Annotated in this window: 21 protein-coding genes and 1 tRNA gene; 3 read left to right on the top strand and 19 right to left on the bottom strand. The window is 63.0% G+C overall.

The window, feature by feature from the left end; translation table 11 throughout:
• Positions 1-95 precede the first annotated feature (95 nt).
• Positions 96-1,292 (top strand): amino acid aminotransferase, encoded by a 1,197-nt coding sequence (locus RIN61_RS19170; RefSeq protein ID WP_075044142.1) that lies wholly within the window; start codon positions 96-98, stop codon positions 1,290-1,292.
• 62 nt (positions 1,293-1,354) lie between these two features.
• A tRNA-Asn gene (locus tag RIN61_RS19165) sits at positions 1,355-1,430 on the top strand.
• A gap of 57 nt (positions 1,431-1,487) precedes the next feature.
• Here RIN61_RS19165 and RIN61_RS19160 read toward each other — a convergent pair.
• From RIN61_RS19160 to RIN61_RS19080, 17 genes are all read right to left on the bottom strand, one after another.
• Complete coding sequence (locus RIN61_RS19160; RefSeq protein ID WP_112253323.1) at positions 1,488-1,889, bottom strand: cupin domain-containing protein; 402 nt, start codon at positions 1,887-1,889, stop codon at positions 1,488-1,490.
• Between the two features lie 216 nt (positions 1,890-2,105).
• Positions 2,106-2,666, bottom strand: coding sequence for a DUF1285 domain-containing protein (locus RIN61_RS19155; RefSeq protein WP_112253325.1), 561 nt, complete (start codon positions 2,664-2,666; stop codon positions 2,106-2,108).
• 10 nt (positions 2,667-2,676) lie between these two features.
• Entirely contained in the window at positions 2,677-3,282 is a 606-nt protein-coding gene (locus tag RIN61_RS19150) for a DUF4823 domain-containing protein (protein ID WP_112253326.1), read from the bottom strand.
• 66 nt (positions 3,283-3,348) lie between these two features.
• Complete coding sequence (locus tag RIN61_RS19145; protein ID WP_112253327.1) at positions 3,349-4,317, bottom strand: GTP 3',8-cyclase MoaA; 969 nt, start codon at positions 4,315-4,317, stop codon at positions 3,349-3,351.
• A 252-nt stretch (positions 4,318-4,569) separates the two neighbouring features.
• Complete coding sequence (locus RIN61_RS19140) at positions 4,570-5,205, bottom strand: TetR/AcrR family transcriptional regulator (RefSeq protein ID WP_003260720.1); 636 nt, start codon at positions 5,203-5,205, stop codon at positions 4,570-4,572.
• Positions 5,206-5,933: 728 nt separating this feature from the next.
• Positions 5,934-6,716 carry a TatD family hydrolase gene (locus tag RIN61_RS19135; protein WP_112253328.1) on the bottom strand — a complete coding sequence of 261 codons (783 nt, stop codon included), beginning with the start codon at positions 6,714-6,716 and terminating at the stop codon, positions 5,934-5,936.
• Positions 6,717-6,745: 29 nt separating this feature from the next.
• A complete protein-coding gene (locus RIN61_RS19130) occupies positions 6,746-7,732 on the bottom strand; it encodes a DNA polymerase III subunit delta' (RefSeq protein WP_112253329.1) in 987 nt (328 codons plus the stop codon).
• Complete coding sequence (tmk, locus tag RIN61_RS19125; protein WP_112253330.1) at positions 7,725-8,357, bottom strand: dTMP kinase; 633 nt, start codon at positions 8,355-8,357, stop codon at positions 7,725-7,727. Before tmk ends, RIN61_RS19130 begins: the two co-directional genes overlap by 8 nt.
• A gap of 9 nt (positions 8,358-8,366) precedes the next feature.
• Complete coding sequence (gene mltG, locus RIN61_RS19120; RefSeq protein ID WP_112253331.1) at positions 8,367-9,569, bottom strand: endolytic transglycosylase MltG; 1,203 nt, start codon at positions 9,567-9,569, stop codon at positions 8,367-8,369.
• A 4-nt stretch (positions 9,570-9,573) separates the two neighbouring features.
• The gene (gene pabC / locus RIN61_RS19115; protein ID WP_207879740.1) at positions 9,574-10,389 is read right to left on the bottom strand and encodes an aminodeoxychorismate lyase; all 816 of its coding nucleotides are present in this window, start codon (positions 10,387-10,389) and stop codon (positions 9,574-9,576) included.
• Complete coding sequence (gene fabF, locus RIN61_RS19110; protein ID WP_112253333.1) at positions 10,389-11,633, bottom strand: beta-ketoacyl-ACP synthase II; 1,245 nt, start codon at positions 11,631-11,633, stop codon at positions 10,389-10,391. The genes pabC and fabF overlap by 1 nt, the downstream gene beginning before the upstream one ends.
• 185 nt (positions 11,634-11,818) lie before the next feature.
• Complete coding sequence (gene acpP / locus RIN61_RS19105) at positions 11,819-12,055, bottom strand: acyl carrier protein (RefSeq protein ID WP_016715141.1); 237 nt, start codon at positions 12,053-12,055, stop codon at positions 11,819-11,821.
• 202 nt (positions 12,056-12,257) lie between these two features.
• Positions 12,258-12,998 (bottom strand): 3-oxoacyl-ACP reductase FabG, encoded by a 741-nt coding sequence (gene fabG, locus RIN61_RS19100; RefSeq protein WP_003247160.1) that lies wholly within the window; start codon positions 12,996-12,998, stop codon positions 12,258-12,260.
• Positions 12,999-13,013: 15 nt separating this feature from the next.
• Entirely contained in the window at positions 13,014-13,952 is a 939-nt protein-coding gene (gene fabD / locus RIN61_RS19095; protein ID WP_112253334.1) for an ACP S-malonyltransferase, read from the bottom strand.
• A gap of 251 nt (positions 13,953-14,203) precedes the next feature.
• Complete coding sequence (gene plsX / locus RIN61_RS19090) at positions 14,204-15,214, bottom strand: phosphate acyltransferase PlsX (RefSeq protein ID WP_133970747.1); 1,011 nt, start codon at positions 15,212-15,214, stop codon at positions 14,204-14,206.
• Positions 15,215-15,217: 3 nt separating this feature from the next.
• Complete coding sequence (rpmF, locus tag RIN61_RS19085; protein WP_003247154.1) at positions 15,218-15,400, bottom strand: 50S ribosomal protein L32; 183 nt, start codon at positions 15,398-15,400, stop codon at positions 15,218-15,220.
• Positions 15,401-15,413: 13 nt separating this feature from the next.
• Positions 15,414-15,941: a YceD family protein gene (locus RIN61_RS19080; RefSeq protein ID WP_313853414.1), complete on the bottom strand. Its 528-nt coding sequence runs from the start codon at positions 15,939-15,941 to the stop codon at positions 15,414-15,416.
• 96 nt (positions 15,942-16,037) lie between these two features.
• On the opposite strand from RIN61_RS19080, the gene RIN61_RS19075 reads away from it, so the two are divergent.
• Positions 16,038-16,616, top strand: a complete 579-nt coding sequence (locus RIN61_RS19075) for a Maf family protein (protein WP_133970746.1) — start codon at positions 16,038-16,040, stop codon at positions 16,614-16,616.
• Positions 16,617-16,933: 317 nt separating this feature from the next.
• Here RIN61_RS19075 and sppA read toward each other — a convergent pair whose 3' ends face one another.
• Together sppA and RIN61_RS19065 are read right to left on the bottom strand one after the other, a co-directional pair.
• Positions 16,934-17,923: a signal peptide peptidase SppA gene (gene sppA, locus RIN61_RS19070; protein ID WP_207879769.1), complete on the bottom strand. Its 990-nt coding sequence runs from the start codon at positions 17,921-17,923 to the stop codon at positions 16,934-16,936.
• A gap of 6 nt (positions 17,924-17,929) precedes the next feature.
• Positions 17,930-18,604 (bottom strand): HAD family hydrolase, encoded by a 675-nt coding sequence (locus RIN61_RS19065; RefSeq protein ID WP_252379360.1) that lies wholly within the window; start codon positions 18,602-18,604, stop codon positions 17,930-17,932.
• Positions 18,605-18,607 lie beyond the last annotated feature (3 nt).

The raw sequence follows: 18,607 nt of genomic DNA, 5'->3' as shown, positions 1-18,607 counted from the left end.
TATCACTATACTGACTCCCCGTTTGTGCACCGCTTCAGTGCATTCGGGCTGGAGCGTGTACGTCCTATCACACTCCAATCAGAGCCAAGGTAACAATGAGCCTGTTTTCCGCTGTCGAGCTGGCACCCCGCGACCCTATTCTGGGCCTCAACGAAGCATTCAACGCCGACCCACGTACCGACAAGGTCAACCTGGGCGTGGGTGTGTACTGCAATGAGGAAGGCCGCATTCCGCTGCTGCGCGCCGTGATCGAAGCCGAGACCCAGCGTGCCGCCCAGCACGCCTCGCGCGGCTACCTGCCGATCGACGGCATCGCCACCTACGACCAGGCTGTACAAAAGCTGCTGTTCGGCGCCGAGTCGCCACTGCTGGCCGCTGGCCGCGTGGTTACCGTGCAGGCCGTCGGCGGTACCGGCGCGCTGAAGATTGGTGCCGACTTCCTCAAGCGTGTGTCGCCGAACGCCGTGGTTGCCATCAGCGACCCGAGCTGGGAAAACCACCGCGCGCTGTTCGAATCGGCCGGCTTCCCGGTACAGAACTACCGCTACTACGACGCGCCGACCAACGACGTCAACCGCGCTGGCATGCTCGAAGACCTGAACAACCTGCCGTCCGGTTCGATCGTGGTGCTGCACGCCTGCTGCCACAACCCGACCGGCGTCGACCTGAGCCTGGACGACTGGAAAAACGTCCTGGAAGTGGTCAAGGCCAAGGGCCACGTGCCGTTCCTCGACATGGCCTACCAGGGCTTCGGTGACGGCATCGCCGAAGACGCCTTCGCCGTGCGCCTGTTTGCCGAGTCGGGCCTGGAGTTCTTCGTATCCAGCTCGTTCTCCAAGTCGTTCTCGCTGTACGGCGAGCGCGTCGGTGCGCTGTCGATCGTTACCGCCTCCAAGGACGAGAGCACCCGTGTGCTGTCGCAGGTCAAGCGCGTGATCCGCACCACCTACTCCAACCCGCCGACCCACGGTGCAACCATCGTTGCCACCGTACTGAACAGCGCCGAACTGCGCCAGATGTGGGAAACCGAGCTGGCCGAAATGCGCGAGCGCATCCACGGCATGCGCAAGCAGATGGTTTCGCTGCTGGCCGAGTATGGCGCCAACCGCGACTTCAGCTTCGTCGGTCGCCAGGTCGGCATGTTCTCGTACTCGGGCCTGACCGTCGAACAGGTCGCCCGCCTGAAGAACGAGTTCGGCATCTATGCGCTGGACACCGGCCGCATCGCCGTGGCCGCGCTGAACCAGAGCAACATCCACGTGGTGACCAAAGCTATCGTCCAGGTGCTGTAACTCCTTGTTTTGCCTAGGGGTGGCTTGACTTCCCCTAGGCAATCAGTAAGATACGCACAGATTCCGCGATAGCTCAGTCGGTAGAGCAAATGACTGTTAATCATTGGGTCCCTGGTTCGAGTCCAGGTCGCGGAGCCAGACACTGAAAAAGCCCCCGGGTGCGCAAGCGACCGGGGGCTTTTCGTTGCGTCGGGCTTATTGAGCCAGCGGCTCGGTCACCGGCTTGCCCTCGTCCACCAGGCTCCAGACCAGCAGCTTGGCCGGCCGGGTCTTGCTGGCGTTGCGTGACACGCTGTGTACGGTACCCGGCGCCTCGTACCAGTATTCGCCTGCCTTGTAGGTCTTTTCCTGCTCATCGTTGAGCTTCGATACCACTGCCCCTTCCAGTACGTAGGCCATTACCGCGCCTGGGTGCCGATGTGCGGGTGATGCCTGGCCGGGGGCATAGCTGACGGTGAGCATCACGGCGTTCTTGCCGGGGGCGTTCGAAGGTTGTTGCTGCTGCAGCACCTTGACCTGGTCGGGGGTGTCGCCGTGTGCCCAGGCGGGGGTTTGGGTGGCGAGCAGGGCGAAGAGGATGATGGCTAGGGGTTTCATGGGGGCTTCTCCTGAGGGCGGTTGCCGGCAGGTTAGGCCCTGACTGGCCGATGGCAAATGGCCAATTCGGGGGAAAAGCAGGGGGCCGATTTTGCCTGTGCCGGCCCTTTCGCGGGTAAACCCGCTCCCACAAGGAACAGCGCAGCCGTTGAAACCTGTGGAGAACCCTGTGGGAGCGGGTTCACCCGCGAAGAGGCCAGCACTGGCAACACAATTTCAGCTGCTACGCCCGATCGGGTAAAACTCGCCCTGGCTCCACACCCCAAGCCACTCTTCCCCTTCGATCTCGCGCGGCACCGCCAGCTCCACCAACTGGTAGAACACATTGCGATGAATCAGCGCCTCGAGGTTGCTGCGCATCAGCACATACGGCGATGGCTCCTGAGTGTCCGGGTCGATCACCACGCGCAGCGGGTTGGCCGGCCCGGCTTCGACCTGGTCCTCGACATTGCTGGTGAAGCGCAGCACCTGTTGTTCACCCTCACCTTCCACTTCCAGCGCCACGGCCACGAACGGCGCATCGTCGACGCGGATGCCCACCTTCTCTACCGGGGTAATCAGGAAGTAATCATCGCCATCGCGGCGGATGATGGTGGAAAACAGCCGCACCATCGGCTTGCGACCGATCGGCGTGCCCAGGTAGTACCAGGTGCCATCGCGGGCGATGCGCATGTCGATGTCACCGCAGAAGTCCGGGTTCCACAGATGCACCGGCGGCAAGCCCTTGGCTTTGGGGATCTGCGCCAGAAGATCATTGGCTTTGCCGGAATCGCTCATCACGCTTGCCTCATTCACTCATACCCAGAAGGCTACGAGCGTACTCGCGCATCGGCGCGCCAAGCAAATCCTCCGGGGTATTATCGTGGAACGTCAACAAACCGCCACGGCTCTTGATCCGCGCAGTATCGATCAGGTAGCGGGTGCTGGTTTCGATGAGCATCATCTGCACCACACCGGTGTCCCAGCCCAGGCGGTCGACTGCCTGCTCGTCATACCACTCGTCGCCATTGCCGATACGGTCGTCGGTGCGGGCGAAGCGGGTATACAGCACGTAGTCGGCACCCACCGAACGCGCCTGGGCTATGGCATCTTCCAGGCCCAGTGGCCCTTGAGCGCGGCGTACCAGCGGGAAATACTCGACGAAGCTCTTGAAGGCCTGCTCGGCCACCGCATTCTGCCGCGGCACCGGCCCCTTGCCCGGCGGCACGAACGCGCCCTGGCCGATGAAGATGAACGAATCAGGCTGCAGGCGGATTGACAGGGTACGACGGGTATCGCTGTGGTCCAGCAGACCGGCATCGCTCAGGTGGTAACGGACGCCCTCGCCCATATCGCTGACATTCATGCAACCGCCCAGCGCTATCAGCGCCAGCAGCAAAACCAGGCTACGCATCTTTCCTCCAGTGGCCGGCGACGAAAAACCGGCGAATAGCCGGCGGATGCAGCTTTTGCGCCAGCTTCAGCCACCGATCACCTTCATCACCATCACATCGCCAGAAAACGCCAGGTCCTGCTTGTCTGCCAAGGCTTTGACCAGCAAGCGTTGCAGGGCCGGCAGCGCCTGATGGCGCGGCTTTTCCAGCAAGTCGCCGACGAAATGGCGATTGCCCGAGGACAGGCAGCCATGCAACCAGCCCGTGGAGGACAGGCGCAGCCGAGAACAGGTACGGCAGAACGGTACGCTTTCGTTGGCGATCACGCCGAAGTGGCCTTTGCCGGGCACCTGATAACGCAAGGCGGTGGCATCCAACGGCGCATCGACCTGAACGTAGCCATGCTTGTCAGCGATCAGTGCGAGCAATTGGTCGAGGCCGACGAACTGCTGCAGGAAGGCGTTGTGGTCACGGGCCAGGTGACCCATGCGCATGAGTTCGATGAAACGCAGTTCGAAGCCGCGTTCAAGGCAGTAATCCAGCAGCGGCAACACCTGATCGAGGTTCTCCCCGCGCATCGGCACCATGTTTACCTTGATCTGCATGCCCATGGCGCTGGCCTGTTCCATACCCGCCAGCACGCTGGCAAGGTCGCCGCCCCGGGCAATACGGCGGAAGGCGTGTGGATCGAGGGTATCGAGGGAAACGTTCAAGCGGCGGATGCCTGCCGCCTGCAACTGGGGCAACTTGCGCGCCAGCAGCTGGCCATTGGTAGTCAGCGAAATATCGTCAAGGTCGAGCTTGGCCACGGCAGCCAGGAAGGCATCCAGGCGCGGACTGACCAATGGCTCACCGCCAGTGATGCGCAAGCGCTCGATGCCGGCGGCTTCGATCAGGTAGGCCACGCCGCGCGCCAGGGCATCCGCCGGCAGTTCGTCCTGTGCTGCCACCAGGCGCTTGCCGTCTGGCACGCAGTAGGTGCAGGCATAATTACAGGCAGCCGTCAGGCTGACGCGCAGGTTGCGAAAACGCCTGCCTTGACGATCGACGATCATGAATGACTCCGGCATGGATGATGGGGCTGGCAAAACCTGACTCATAAATCAGGTTTTTGCAAGCCCCCAAGAGATTTGCCGAATTTTGTATGAGACCGCTGTCGCCCGAAGAACTCAACCTGTAAGCGCAACGCGGCCCCTGTGGGAGCGGGCGTGCCCGCGAAGAATTCAACGCGGTGGCTGGCACCGGCTGTGCCGGTGTTCGCGGGCACACCCGCTCCCACAGGGCCGTGCAAACTTGATGAGCTGATCTCAGTTGGAAGGTTCGGGATCGCGCTTGCGCTTGTTGCCCATGCGCACGCCGATGTCCATCAGGAACTGGAAGAAGCCTTCCTGGTCCTCCAGGACATTGCTCCAGAACGGCGAGTGGTACAGCGCCACGGCGCCATGTACCAGCGCCCAGGCGGCGCAGTAGTGGAAATACGGCGGAACGTCTTCGAGCTTGCCTTCGCTGATTCGGCCCTTGATCAGCTGGGTCAGGCGGTCGAAGTTGGACGCACGGATGCTGTGCAGCTGTTCGACCATTTCCGGCACCTGGTTGCCCTTGACCACCTTTTCTTCCAGGCGGTCGAACAGCCGGTAGCGCTGCGGGTCGCGCATGCGGAACTCGAAGTAGGCTCGCGACAGGGCTTCCTTGTCGCGATCGACGTCGGCCGAATGCAACAGCGCGTTCAGGTCGCGCTCGTAGTCGAGCATCAGGCGCAGGTAGATCTCCGCCTTGGACTTGAAGTGCTTGTAGATCGTGCCTTTGCCGATGCCCACGGCGTCGGCGATCATCTCGACGGTGACGCTGTCTTCTCCCTGTTCCAGGAACAGCTTGAGCGCGGTGTCGAGGATTTCCTGTTCGCGACGGCGAAACTCACGGACCTTACGAGGTTCTTTCTGCATAGGAAGGACTGGATGACAATCGAAGCGGTTTATTATGCCTATCTTGCGGGAAATTGCACGGATCATCCAAGCATGTCTGTGTTTCACGATGCTTACTGCCATGCGCTGCGGGAGGAATGAAACCTTGGCGTATTCCAAATCTGTTTAAAAAACGATCAATATGCGCTGGCACTGCGCCAAACCTGACCAATACTTGAAGTGTTGGCGCGGCGCATCCCCCCCAAGTGGCGCGCCGATAAAGGTGCTCAGGGACCGCGTACCTTTGTTTTACTCCTAATGGTCTTAACCCGGATTCCCCCCCCAGAACCCGGGTTTTTTTTATGGGTTTCGGGGGCGAGGGCGCGGTAAGGGATTTCGGGGGATTGCATGGGAGCTTGCAGGTGCATGCCACAACCCATGCGGCGCCTGTGAGATCGAGCGCCGCCCGCGCGGCGCTTCGCGGGACAAGCCCGCTCCCACATTTGTTGCAACGTGGCCATGTCTGTGGGAGAGGCGTTGCCCGCCCTGGTGCATGGCTTGAGGTAGGTTGGGCGGCAGCAGCGCCAGCCGAGAAATTGAGTCAAGGCAACAAGGCTGGCAACCATGGCCTGACAGATTTGGCACGTTGCAACAAATGTGGGAGCGGGCTTGTCCCGCGAAGCGCCGCGCGGGCGGCGCTCGATCTCATAGGCGCTGAAATTGTTGTGGCAGGCTCCTGGTGCCCGGGCACCACCTCAAAGCCCTACGGCTCAGCTCACCCGCGCCAACGGGAACAAGCGCTTGAAGTTGGCAGTGGTCTGTTCGGCCAACTGTTCATAACTGGCCCCACGCAACGAAGCCACATACTCCGCCACCTCACGCACGTACTGCGGCAAATTCGGCTTGCCCCGATGCGGGATCGGCGCCAGGTACGGCGAATCGGTCTCCACCAGCAGCCGATCGACCGGCACCTGCCGCGCCACATCGCGCAGGGCATCGGCATTGCGGAAGGTAACGATGCCAGACAACGAAATGTAATACCCCAGGTCCAGCGCCGCCTTGGCCATGTCCCAGTCTTCGGTGAAGCAGTGCAGCACGCCGGCCTGCGGCAGGCTGGCCTCGCGCAGCAGCGCCAGGGTATCGGCACGCGCCGCACGGGTGTGCACGATTACCGGCTTGCCGGTCTGCCGCGAGGCCTCCAGGTGCAGGCGGAACGAGGCCTGCTGCAACTCGGCTGCTTCCGGCTCGTAGTGGTAATCCAGCCCCGTTTCACCAATCGCCACCACATGTGGGTGAGCCAGTTCGCGCAGCAGCCATTCCAGCGCCGGCGTTTCACCCGGTGCCAGGTCCAGCGGGTGCACGCCCACCGAGCAATCGACATCGGCGTAGCGCTCGCTCAGCGCCTTCACCGCAGCAGCATTTTCGGCACTGACGCCAATACAGAGGAAGTGCCCGACCCCTCGCTCACGCGCCGCCTGCAGGGCAGCATCGAGGGAGCCCTGGTGGGCGCTCAGGTCAAGACGGTCGAGGTGGCAATGGGAATCTACGAGCATGGGATAACGGCACACATGAAAAATGAAAATCAGCGGGCGCCCGGCAACTGCAGCCAGTGGGCCAGCAGCGATTCAAGCAGCAGGGCGCGGTTGAGGTTGGCCTTGCCCAGCACCTTCTGGCGTTGCTCCAGGATCCATGCCTGTACCTCCAGCACCTTGGCCTGACGGCTCTTCTGGGCCAGGTACTGCACCACCTTGCGCATATCGGCCAAGCCTAGCCCCTCCTCGTCCTGGGTCAACTGGTAGCGCAGGATCAGGTGCGCCCAATCGCAGAACCAGTCGAACAGCAGCAACAGCGGCACACCGTTCCAGGCATCAGCCAGCTGACTGGGGGATTGCTGCTGCTTGAGCAGCTTCTTTACCCCGTCGGTGACCAGCGCGCGCTGCTCGCGCACGCCTTGCGCCTGCAGGCTGACCGCCATCAGCGGCGAACCGGCAGCCAGGGTCAGCAACTCGTCGCGCTCGGCCTCGTCACTGTCGGGCAGCGCGCCGGCCAGCCAGGCCTGGCTCTGGGCCAGGCTGGGCTGCGGGCAGGCAACCTGCTGGCAACGGCTCTTGATGGTCGGCAACAGGCGGCTGGGCTGGTGGGTGACCAGCAGCAACACGGTATCGCCAGAGGGTTCTTCGAGGCTCTTGAGCAGGGCATTGGAGGCGTTGATGTTCATTGCCTCCACCGGCTCGATCAGCACCACCTTGCGCCCACCCAGCTGTGCGGTCTGCACTACGAAGGCCACCAGCTCGCGCACCTGATCGACCTTGATCGGTTTGTCAGCTTCCTCGGGTTCGAGGACAAAGTTGTCCGGATGGCTGCCGGCCTTGAGCAACAGACAGGACTTGCACCCGCCACAGGCATCCAGGCCTAAGGGCTGCTGGCACAGCAGACGCGCCATCAGGCGCTCGGCCAGGGCGCGCTTGCCGATACCCTGCGGCCCGTGCAGCAGATAGGCGTGGGCATGCTGGCTGCGACCGGCCAGTTGTTGCCAGAGGGCCTGCTGCCAGGGGTAGGCCTCAGCCACGGCAACGCTCCACGATGCCTGGTAGCAACGCATCGATGGCGCGCTGCACGGCCTCCAGCGACTGGCCGGCGTCGAGCAGACGGTAGCGCTGTGGCGCGTGCTCGGCGCGCTGCAGGTAAGCCTGGCGCACGGCTTCGAAGAACGCCTGGCCTTCCTGTTCGAAACGATCGAGACGACCGCGGGCGGCGGCGCGGGCCAGGCCCACTTCTACCGGCAGGTCGAAGACCAGGGTCAGGTCGGGGCGCAGGTCGCCCTGGACGAACTGCTCCAGGGTGGCGATACGCTCGACCGGCAACCCGCGGCCGCCACCCTGATAGGCGTAGGTGGCATCGGTAAACCGGTCACACAAGACGACGGCCCCGCGCGCCAGCGCCGGACGAATCACCTGCGCCAGGTGCTGGGCACGCGCCGCGAACACCAGCAGCAGTTCGGTGTCGGCCGCCATGCTTTCATCGCTGGGCGCCAACAGCAGCTCACGGACCTTTTCGGCCAGCGGTGTGCCGCCGGGCTCACGGCTCAGCACCACATCCAGGCCCTGCTCGCGCAGGCGCGCGGCCAGGTAGTCGCGGTTGGTGCTCTTGCCCGCGCCTTCGGGGCCTTCCAAAGTAATAAACAAGCCGCTCACAGGCAGTCCTTAATGTTGTTCGTCAGGCATCGGCCGCTCGGCCGCTTGCGCGCCGCCGGCAGGGGCGTCCTGCACAGGCGGCTGGTCGGGCGCTGGCTGCGCAGGTGACTCATCGGCAGGCGCCTCGGGCTGCTGGGCCTCGTCGGCACCTGGTTGTGGCTGTGTGTCTGGCTGCGATTGCGGCGCGGGGCTGGAGCGGTAGTCCGCACGGCGCTTGAGCTGGAACTCGCGCACAGCAGAGTTGTGGTCGTCGAGGTCGTCGGAAAACACGTGGCTACCATCGCCACGGGCGACGAAATACAGGCTGGTGCCATCGGACGGGTTGAGCGCCGCGTGAATCGCCTCGCGGCCAACCATCGCGATCGGGGTCGGTGGCAGGCCGGTGATGGTGTAAGTGTTGTAGGGCGTCGGCTCGCGCAGGTCGGCGCGGGTGATCTTGCCGTTGTAGCGCTCACCCATGCCATAGATTACCGTCGGGTCAGTCTGCAGCATCATGCCCAGACGCAGGCGCCGTACGAAAACGCCGGCGATCTGCCCGCGCTCCTGGGGTATGCCGGTTTCCTTTTCCACCAGCGAGGCCATGATCAGCGCCTGGTACGGGTCACGATAAGGCAGGTCGGTGCTGCGCTCGGCCCACTCCTTGGCCAGCACTTCGTCCAGGCGCATGTAAGCCTGTTGCAGCAGCTCGACGTCGGTCATGCCACGCACGAAGCGGTAGGTGTCCGGGAAGAAGCGCCCCTCGGGGAACACGCCGGTATGGCCAAGCTTGTCCATCACTTCCGAATCGGAAAGCCCGTCCAGGGTATGCTTGATCTTTTCATGCCTGGCCACGGCCGAGCGCACCTGGCGGAAGGTCCAACCTTCGACCAGGGTCAGGTTGTACTGCACCACATCGCCCCGGCGCCAGGCATCGAACAGTTGCTCCACGGTCATGCCAGGGGTCAGGCGGTACTCACCAGTGTGCAGGGGAGTGCCGGCCATGTTGAAGCGCCAGTACAGGCGCAACCAGACGGCATCGTTGAGCAACCCTTCGCTCTGCATGCGATAGAACATGCGATTGGGGTTGGTGCCATTGGGCACGTCGAGCAGACGCTCTTCTGTCACGTGCAGGGGCTGCTGCAGGACCGAGTTGACCTTCCAGGCCGACCAGCCCACGGCAAGGCCGGCGAGGATCAAGCCCATTTCCAGCAGCAGCAGGAATTTACGTCTCACGAATTCAGGTTTCCAGTAACGTACGGGCAACGGCCTGCAGTTTACGGGTGAGCGGGCCCGGCGACCAGTTTAGCGCGGCAACGCCGCGCACGGGCCAGACACCGTAGACGCTGTTGCAGACAAATACTTCATCGGCCTGCTCCAGCGCCTCGAACGGCAGGTCGCACACCTGCCCCGGGATGCCCAGCAGCGCTGCCTGCTCCAGCAACGCAGCGCGCATCACGCCAGCGACGCCACAGCGGCTGAGATCAGCCGTGAGCAGCACACCATCGCGCACCAGGAACAGATTGCTGTACACCCCTTCGATCACCCTGCCCTGCCCGTCACGCATCAGGCCTTCGGCATGTTCGCTGTCCTGCCATTCGGCACGGGCCAGTACCTGCTCCAGGCGGTTGAGGTGTTTGAGACCGGCCAGCAGCGGTTGTTCCCCGAGCCGGGTCTGGCACGGGAACAGGCGCACGCCATGCTCGGCATGTTCGACAGGATAGCTGGGCAATGGGCTGCCCTGCAGGATACGCCGCGGCGCGGCACCGGCAACCGGCGCGTAACCGCGCTGGCTGTCGCCACGAGTAAGAATGAGTTTGGCTACGCCATCTCCGAGCTGGCTGGCATAGCGCAGGAGTTCGTCGCGCACCAGCGCCAGGTCGGCACTGATTGCCAGCCGCTGGCAACCCAGCGCCAGGCGTGCGAGGTGGCCGTCCAGCAGGCTGGGCCGGCCACCACGTACGGCGATGGTCTCGAACAGCCCATCGCCGTAGGCCAGGCCGCGGTTCTGCAGGTTCACCGCAGCCGCCGGCTGGCCATCGAGCCAGCTTTGCATCAACCGGCGAACCGGCGGAACACCAGCGAACCGTTGGTGCCACCAAAGCCGAACGAGTTGGACAGCACCACATCGATCGGCATGCTGCGTGCCTGGTGCGGCACGAAGTCGAGGTCGCAACCTTCGTCCGGCTCGTCCAGGTTGATGGTGGGCGGGGCCATCTGGCTGTTGATCGCCAGCACGCTGAAGATCGCTTCCACGGCACCTGCAGCGCCCAGCAGGTGGCCAGTCATCGACTTGGTCGAGCTGACCGCCAGCTTGTAGGCATGCTCACCGAACACGCGCTTGATCGCCGCGACTTCGGCGATGTCGCCCGCTGGGGTCGAGGTGCCATGGGCATTGATGTAGCTGACTTCTTGCGGCTGGATGCCGGCATCGCGCAAGGCGTTGGTCATGCAACGGGCAGCGCCTTCGCCGGTGTCGGGCGGCGAAGTCATGTGGTAGGCGTCACCGCTCATGCCGAAGCCGACCAGCTCGGCATAGATGGTCGCACCACGTGCCTTGGCATGCTCCAGCTCTTCGAGCACCAGGGCACCGGCGCCGTCGGACAGCACGAAGCCGTCACGGCCCTTGTCCCACGGCCGGCTGGCCCGGCTTGGCTCATCGTTGCGAGTGGACAGTGCGCGGGAGGCACCGAAGCCGCCCATGCCCAGGCCGCACGCGGCCATTTCGGCGCCACCGGCGATCATCACATCGGCTTCACCGTAGGCGATGTTGCGCGCGGCCATACCGATGCAGTGGGTACCTGTAGTGCAGGCCGTGGCGATGGCGTAGTTCGGCCCTTGCAAACCCAGGTGGATCGACAGGAAACCGGAGATCATGTTGATGATCGAGCCCGGCACGAAGAATGGCGAAATACGACGCGGCCCCGAATCGTGCAGGGTGCGGCTGGTTTCCTCGATGTTGGTCAGGCCACCGATGCCCGACCCCATGGCCACGCCAATCCGCTCGCGGTTGGCGTCGGTGACTTCCAGGCCGGCATTACGCACCGCCTGGAAACCGGCCGCCAGGCCGTATTGAATGAACAGGTCGAGCTTGCGGGCCTCTTTGGCCGAGAGGTACTGCTCGACCTCGAAGCCCTTCACCGAGCCGCCAAAACGGGTGGAGTAGGCAGACAGGTCCGTGTGTTCGATCGGACCAATGCCACTGCGGCCAGCCAGAATGCCCTGCCAGGTGCTCGGTACATCGGTACCCAGAGGCGACAGCATACCCATACCGGTGACCACGACGCGTCTACGCGACACAGTACTCTCCTTTTCTAATCACAGAGTTTCTTGCCATTGCATTCAAGCAATGGAATGAAATGGCAACAAGCTCTTGGTGCGCGGTGAACAAAGCGGCCTGAAATGCGGGGCGCTCGCAAAGAAAAAACCGCACGCCGGCGAAGGCAGTGCGGTTTTCCCCGACAAGTAGCGTCGACTGGAGCGTCTTAGGCCTGGTGGGCTTTGACGTAGTCTACGGCAGCTTGAACGGTAGTGATCTTCTCGGCTTCTTCGTCAGGGATTTCGGTCTCGAATTCCTCTTCCAGAGCCATCACCAGCTCAACGGTGTCAAGCGAATCGGCACCCAGGTCATCGACGAAGGACTTCTCGAGAGTCACTTCTTCTTCCTTGACGCCCAGTTGCTCGGCGACGATTTTCTTGACGCGTTCTTCGATGTTGCTCATACCTAGGTTTACTCCTAATGGATATATGTCAGGCAGCTGGCCGGTGGCTAATTTTATAGAAAGACGTTCGCTTTTCAAGCTAAACGCACCTTCACACCAGTCACCACACCCGCTGCCTGGAATCTGGTTGCAGCTTTATAACGGATTTTAGGCTCGCAGTATGACTCTTTTTTTACGAAATCCGTCACATTGAGTTGCAGTTTTACATGTACATCCCGCCGTTGACCGGCACGGTGGCGCCGGTTACGTAGGCTGCGCCGTCGGAGGCCAGGAACGAAACCACCTTGGCGATTTCGTCGGCCTGGCCCAGGCGGCCCAGCGGGATCTGGGTCTGCAGGGCTTCGCGCTGCGCTTCTGGCAGCTCGCGGGTCATGTCGGTGTCAATGAAGCCCGGGGTCACCGAGTTGACGGTGATGCCACGCGAGCCCACTTCACGCGCCAGGGCGCGGCTGAAGCCTTCCAGGCCGGCCTTGGCGGCCGCGTAGTTGGCCTGGCCGGCATTACCCATGGCACCGACGACCGAGCCGATGCTGATGATACGACCCCAGCGTGCCTTGGTCATGCCACGCAGCACACCCTTGGACAGACGGTAGAGGCTGTTCAGGTTGGTATCGATCACATCGAACCACTCGTCGTCCTTCATGCGCAGCATGAGGTTGTCACGAGTGATACCGGCGTTGTTGACCAGGATGGCCGGTGCGCCGAACTGCTCGCCGATGGCGGCCAGTACAGCTTCAACCGATTCGGCGCTGGTCACGTTCAGTTCCATGCCGGTACCGGTGATGCCGTGCTCTTTCAGGGTTGCCGCAATGCGTTCGGCGCCGGAGGCCGAAGTGGCGGTGCCGATCACGGTCGCGCCCTGGCGGCCCAGCTCGAGGGCGATGGCCTGGCCAATGCCACGGCTGGCGCCGGTGACCAGTGCAACTTTACCTTGCAGGCTCATGCAAGCTTCTCCAAATCAGGCCAGCGCCGCGCGGGTGGCGGCGACGGCGTCAGGGGTGTTGAGGTTGTAGGTGGTCACGCCATCGGCGCAACGCTTGTTCAGGCCGGCCAGCACCTTGCCCGGGCCGCACTCGACCAGGTTGACGGCACCGTTGGCGGCCAGGGTCTGCACGCATTCGACCCAGCGCACGGGCTGGTACAGTTGCGCCAGCAGGTCGTGCTTGAGGGCATCGAGGCCAGCGGCAACGGCAGCGGTGACGTTCTGCACTACAGGAATTTGCGGGGCGTGCCATTCGATGGCGTTGACCGACTCGGCAAAGCGCTCGGCAGCCGGCTTCATCAGCGCACAGTGCGACGGCACGCTGACCGCCAGCGGCAGGGCGCGCTTGGCACCCTTGGCCTTGCACAGCTCGATGGCGCGATCGACGGCGGCCTTGTTGCCGGCGATGACAACCTGGCCTGGCGAGTTGAAGTTGACCGCGCTGACCACTTGGTCTTCGGCCGCTTCGGCGCAGATTTCCACGACCACGGCGTCATCAAGGCCGAGAATGGCGGCCATGGCACCATGACCGGCCGGCACGGCTTCCTGCATCAGCTGGCCACGGCGCTCGACCAGGCGCACGGCATCTTTCAGGCTCAGGCTGCCGGCGGCAACCAGGGCGCTGTATTCACCCAGGCTGTGACCGGAAACAAAGGCTGGCTTGGCGCCACCCTCTTCCAGCCACAGGCGCCACAGCGCGATGGACGCGGTGAGGATGGCCGGCTGGGTCTTGTCGGTCTGGTTGAGTTGCTCTTCCGGGCCTTCCTGGACCAGCTTCCACAGGTCGTAACCGAGTGCCTCGGACGCTTCCTTGAAGGTTTCGATGATCACTGGCTTCTCGGCGCCGAGCTCGGCGAGCATGCCCAGCGACTGGGAACCTTGACCGGGAAAGACGAATGCGAGAGATGCAGACATTGAACAAGCCCTTATGATCTTGTCGTCGGATAGGGTGCGCCAGGCCCTGGGCCAGGCGCGGAATCTGAAAGATTGGATGGAGACGGAACCTAAGCGGTCACATTTAAGCACTTCATCGGCGATATGCCTAAGGTCTTTGTTTACCTGTACCGGCCCTTTCGCGGGCTTGCCCGCTCCCACAGGGTTACCACAGGCCTGAAGGATGTGGGGCACCTGTGGGAGCGGGTTTACCCGCGAAGGGCCGGCACAGGCTACAGCAACAGATCTTCCAGCCGCCCATGCAAGCGCTGCGGCAGGTTTTCCTGGATCTCGATCAAGGCCCGCTGGATGGCACTCTGGAAGCCCTGCACCCCGGCCGAGCCATGGCTCTTGATGACGATGCCCTGCAACCCCAGAAAACTCGCGCCATTGTGCCGCGCCGGCGCCAGGTCGGCCTGCAGGCGCTTGAGCAGCGGCATGGCCACAGCCCCGGCAGCCCGCGACAAAACGCCCCCCTTGAACAACTGCTCGATGCGCGCGCCGATCATCGTCGCCAGCCCCTCGCTCGACTTGAGCAGGATGTTGCCAACGAAGCCGTCGCACACCACCACATCGGCTTCGCCGCGATACAACCCGTCACCTTCGACGAAGCCTATATAGTTGAGCCCGCGGGCGTTCTGCAACAGGCTGGCCGCCAGCTTGACCTGCTGGTTGCCCTTGATGTCCTCGGTACCGATGTTCAGCAGCGCCACGCGCGGCCGTTGCACACCCAGGGCCTGGGCGGCCACCGAGCCCATCACGGCGAACTGGTAGAGGTTCTCGGCGCTGCAGTCGACGTTGGCACCAAGGTCGAGCAACTGGCAGTAACCGGCCTGGGTCGGAATCGCAGCCACCATGGCCGGCCGGTCGATACCCGGCAGTGTCTTGAGCACGAAACGCGACAGCGCCATCAGCGCCCCGGTGTTGCCGGCACTGACGCAGGCCTGGGCCTTGCCGTCGCGTACCAGTTCGAGGGCGATGCGCATCGACGAGTCCGGCTTGCCGCGCAGCGCCTGGGATGGCCGCTCGTCCATGCCGACCACCTCGCTGGCGGCCACGATTTGCAGGCGCGCGCGATCCGCAGCCGCAAGGCCGCTGACAAGATCTTCAAGGAGGGAGGGTTGACCGACGAGGGTCAGATGCAGCGAGGGGGTAGCCGAAAGGCAGGCAATGCTAGCCTGGACAATGCTGCGGGGACCGAAGTCCCCGCCCATTGCGTCGATCGCGATGATCTGAGCGGACAAGGATTACTCGTCAGCGCCCTTGTCGACCACTTTGCGACCACGGTATACGCCTTCTGGCGAAACGTGGTGACGCAGGTGTACTTCACCGGTGGTTTTCTCTACCGACAGCGCGTTTTCCGACAGGGCGTCGTGCGAACGGCGCATGTCACGGGCAGAGCGGGATTTTTTGTTCTGCTGAACAGCCATAATTGATTAACTCCTAAACGTTTGGGTCACGCTTTAACTGCGCCAAAACACTGAACGGGTTGGACCGCGATACCTCGCCCTTGCTCGATTCGGGCTCGTCTGCGCCCGCCGGCTGCTGGCATTCTTCCGGATGGTGAGCAGGCACAATTGGCAAGGCGAGCAGAAGCTCCTCCTCGATCAATGCCTGCAGATCCAAAGGATCTTCGCCCAGTTCCAGCACGTCATAGCCTTTCGGCAACGACTGGGTATTCGCACCCTCCTTCACCACGGCGTAAGTACATTCGCTGTGGATCGGCAGGGTGACCAGCTCAAGACAACGCTGGCAAACCATCTTGACCTCGACGTCCAGCTCGCTGTGGATAACCACTACGTGCTGTTCATCTCGTTCAAAATCGAACTTCGCCTGCACCGTACCGACATTGTCGGAAAGCGGGTCGCAGAGTCTTTCCAAATCAGCGAGTTGCAGCGAACCGTTAAGGGTTACGCCACGATCGGCTAATTTGCGCGGGTCAACGTGAGGTGGAATCGGGTCATTCAACATAGGCGCAGCATTCTAGGGATGCCCCCCGCCCCTGTCAAAGGAAATTCGGCGGCATCGTGCGTGATAGAATTTGTTCAACTGATTCAGGAGTCTACCATGCTTCCTCTGTTACTGGCTTCCAGCTCTGCCTACCGCCGCGAACTGCTTGCGCGCCTGCGCCTGCCTTTCACCTGGGCAAGCCCCGATATAGACGAGCAGCGCCTGGATGATGAGCCGGCGATGGAACTGGTGCGCCGGCTGGCCAGGCAAAAAGCCGAGGCCCTGGCGGGCAGCCACCCCGGGCACCTGATCATCGGTTCGGACCAGGTTGCGGTACTGGGCGAGCAGGTACTGGGCAAGCCGCACACCTTCGAGCGGGCCTGCGAGCAGCTGCTGGAGTGCAGCGGGCAGCAGGTGAGCTTCCTGACCGGGCTGGCATTGCTGAACAGCGCCACCGGGCACTGCCAGGTGGACTGCGTGCCGTTTACCGTGACCCTGCGCGAACTGGACCGGGAGCGGGTGGAGCGCTATGTGGCGGCGGAACAGCCGCTGGACTGCGCCGGCAGCTTCAAGGCCGAGGGACTGGGAGTGAGTCTGTTCCAGAGCACGCACGGGTGCGATGCGACCAGCCTGATCGGGCTGCCACTGATTAGGTTGGTGGATATGTTGACCAGGGAAGGGGTGGTTATCCCGTAGTTCGCCTCAAGATTTTTGGCGCCTGGGAGATCGAGCGCCGCCCGCGCGGCGCTTCGCGGGACAAGCCCGCTCCCACATTTGTTGCAACGTGGCCATGCCTGTGAGGCCATGGTTGTCAGTCTTGACGGCATGACTGGAATTCGAGGTGGGCATTGGCGCCCCCCGTCTCAAGACATGCACCAAGGTTTGCAACCATGGCCTGACAGGTTCGGCACGTTGCAACAAATGTGGGAGCGGGCTTGCCCCGCGAAGCGCCGCGCGGGCGGCGCTCGATCTCACAGACGACGCAAAACCCAAGACAGCCATGCTGCACAAAATCAGCGCAATTGCGGCCCCTGGAACCCCATCCACATCGCCAAACGCTCGGCCACACTGGCCCCCACGCGCTTGGAGAAGCGATCGAGCGCCGACTCCTGCACGGTGAAGTCCACCAGGTCCTTCTCGCCCACGATCTCGCGCGCCACATAGCTGGCACTGCCCAGCCCATCGACCAGCCCCAGCTCCTTGGCCTGCTCACCCGACCAGACCAGGCCACTGAACAGCTCCGGATGCTCCTTGTCCTTCAGGCGCTCGCCCCGCCCCTGCTTGACCATGGCAATGAACTGCTGATGCGTGGTATTCAGCACGCCCTGCCAGAACTCGGTCTCTTCCGGCTTCTGCGGCGAGAACGGGTCAAGGAAGGCCTTGTGCTCGCCCGCCGTGTAGGTACGCCGCTCCACTCCCAGCTTCTCCATGGTGCCGACAAAGCCGTAACCGGCCGCCGTCACACCAATCGAGCCCACCAGGCTGGCCTTGTCGGCATAGATCTCGTCCGCGGCACTGGCGATGTAGTAGGCGCCGGAAGCACCAAGGTCAGCAATGACTGCATACAGCTTGATGGCCGGGTATTCAGCCCGCAGGCGGCGGATTTCGTCATACACGTAGCCCGACTGCACAGGGCTGCCGCCAGGGCTGTTGATGCGCATCACCACAGCCTTGGTCTTGCTGTCCTTGAACGCCTCGCGCAGGCTCTTGACGATATTGTCGGCGCTGGCCGGCTCCTGGTCGGCAATCACCCCGCGCACCTCGACCAGCGCGGTATGGCTGGTACTGCGCGACGCCGCCTTGTCCATGTCCATCAACGGTGTGAACAGGATCAGGATGCCGAACAGGTAGACGAAGGCCAGCAACTTGAAGAAGATCCCCCAACGTCGCGCCCGGCGCTGCTCCTGAACGCTCGCCAGCAGGGTCTTTTCCAGCAGCTTCCAGCTCTTGCGCTCTTCGCGCTCCTCGGGTTCGGCCTCGGGGGCTTTCCATTCGTCTGCCATGCTTACCTACCTTGGAAATGGAATTGCGGAACCACCCAGCCACTCACGCAACTGGGAAAAATGATCAATGCATACCTGCGGGCCGAATTCGGCCAGCGCCGACAGTGACATGGCACCATAGCCCACGGCCACCGAATGCATGCCGGCATTGCTGGCCATCTGCAGATCGAACGCCGAATCTCCGACCATCAGCGCACGCGCGGGTTCGACGCCGCAATGGCCGAGTATTTCCTCGAGCATCAGCGGGTGCGGTTTGCCTCGGGTCTCGTCAGCGGCGCGGGTGATGTCGAAAAACTGCTCCCAGCCGTTGGCCTTGAGCACCCGATCCAGCCCGCGACGGGCCTTGCCGGTGGCCACCGCCAGGCGGTAACCCTCGGCACGGAAGGCATCCAGCGACTCGACCACACCCTCGAACAGCGGCGAGGGCTGCTGGTCCAGGGCCATGTAGATATCGGCATAGTGCTGACGAAAGCTTTCGACCTGCGCAGGCGCCAGGTGCGGGTACAGGGTGTGGATCGCCTCGCCCAGGGCCAGACCGATGATGCCCTTGACCGCATCCTCGCTGCTTTGCGCCTCACCAGCACGCTCGGCGGCGGCATTCATCGCCTCGACGATACGCCCGATCGAGTCGGCCAGCGTGCCGTCCCAGTCGAAGATCAGTAGCTCATAGCCTTTTTTCATGGA

This window comes from Pseudomonas inefficax, from assembly GCF_032164165.1.
GTDB classification, from domain to species: Bacteria; Pseudomonadota; Gammaproteobacteria; order Pseudomonadales; family Pseudomonadaceae; genus Aquipseudomonas; species Aquipseudomonas inefficax.
This window is presented reverse-complemented; position numbering and strand designations above follow the sequence as displayed.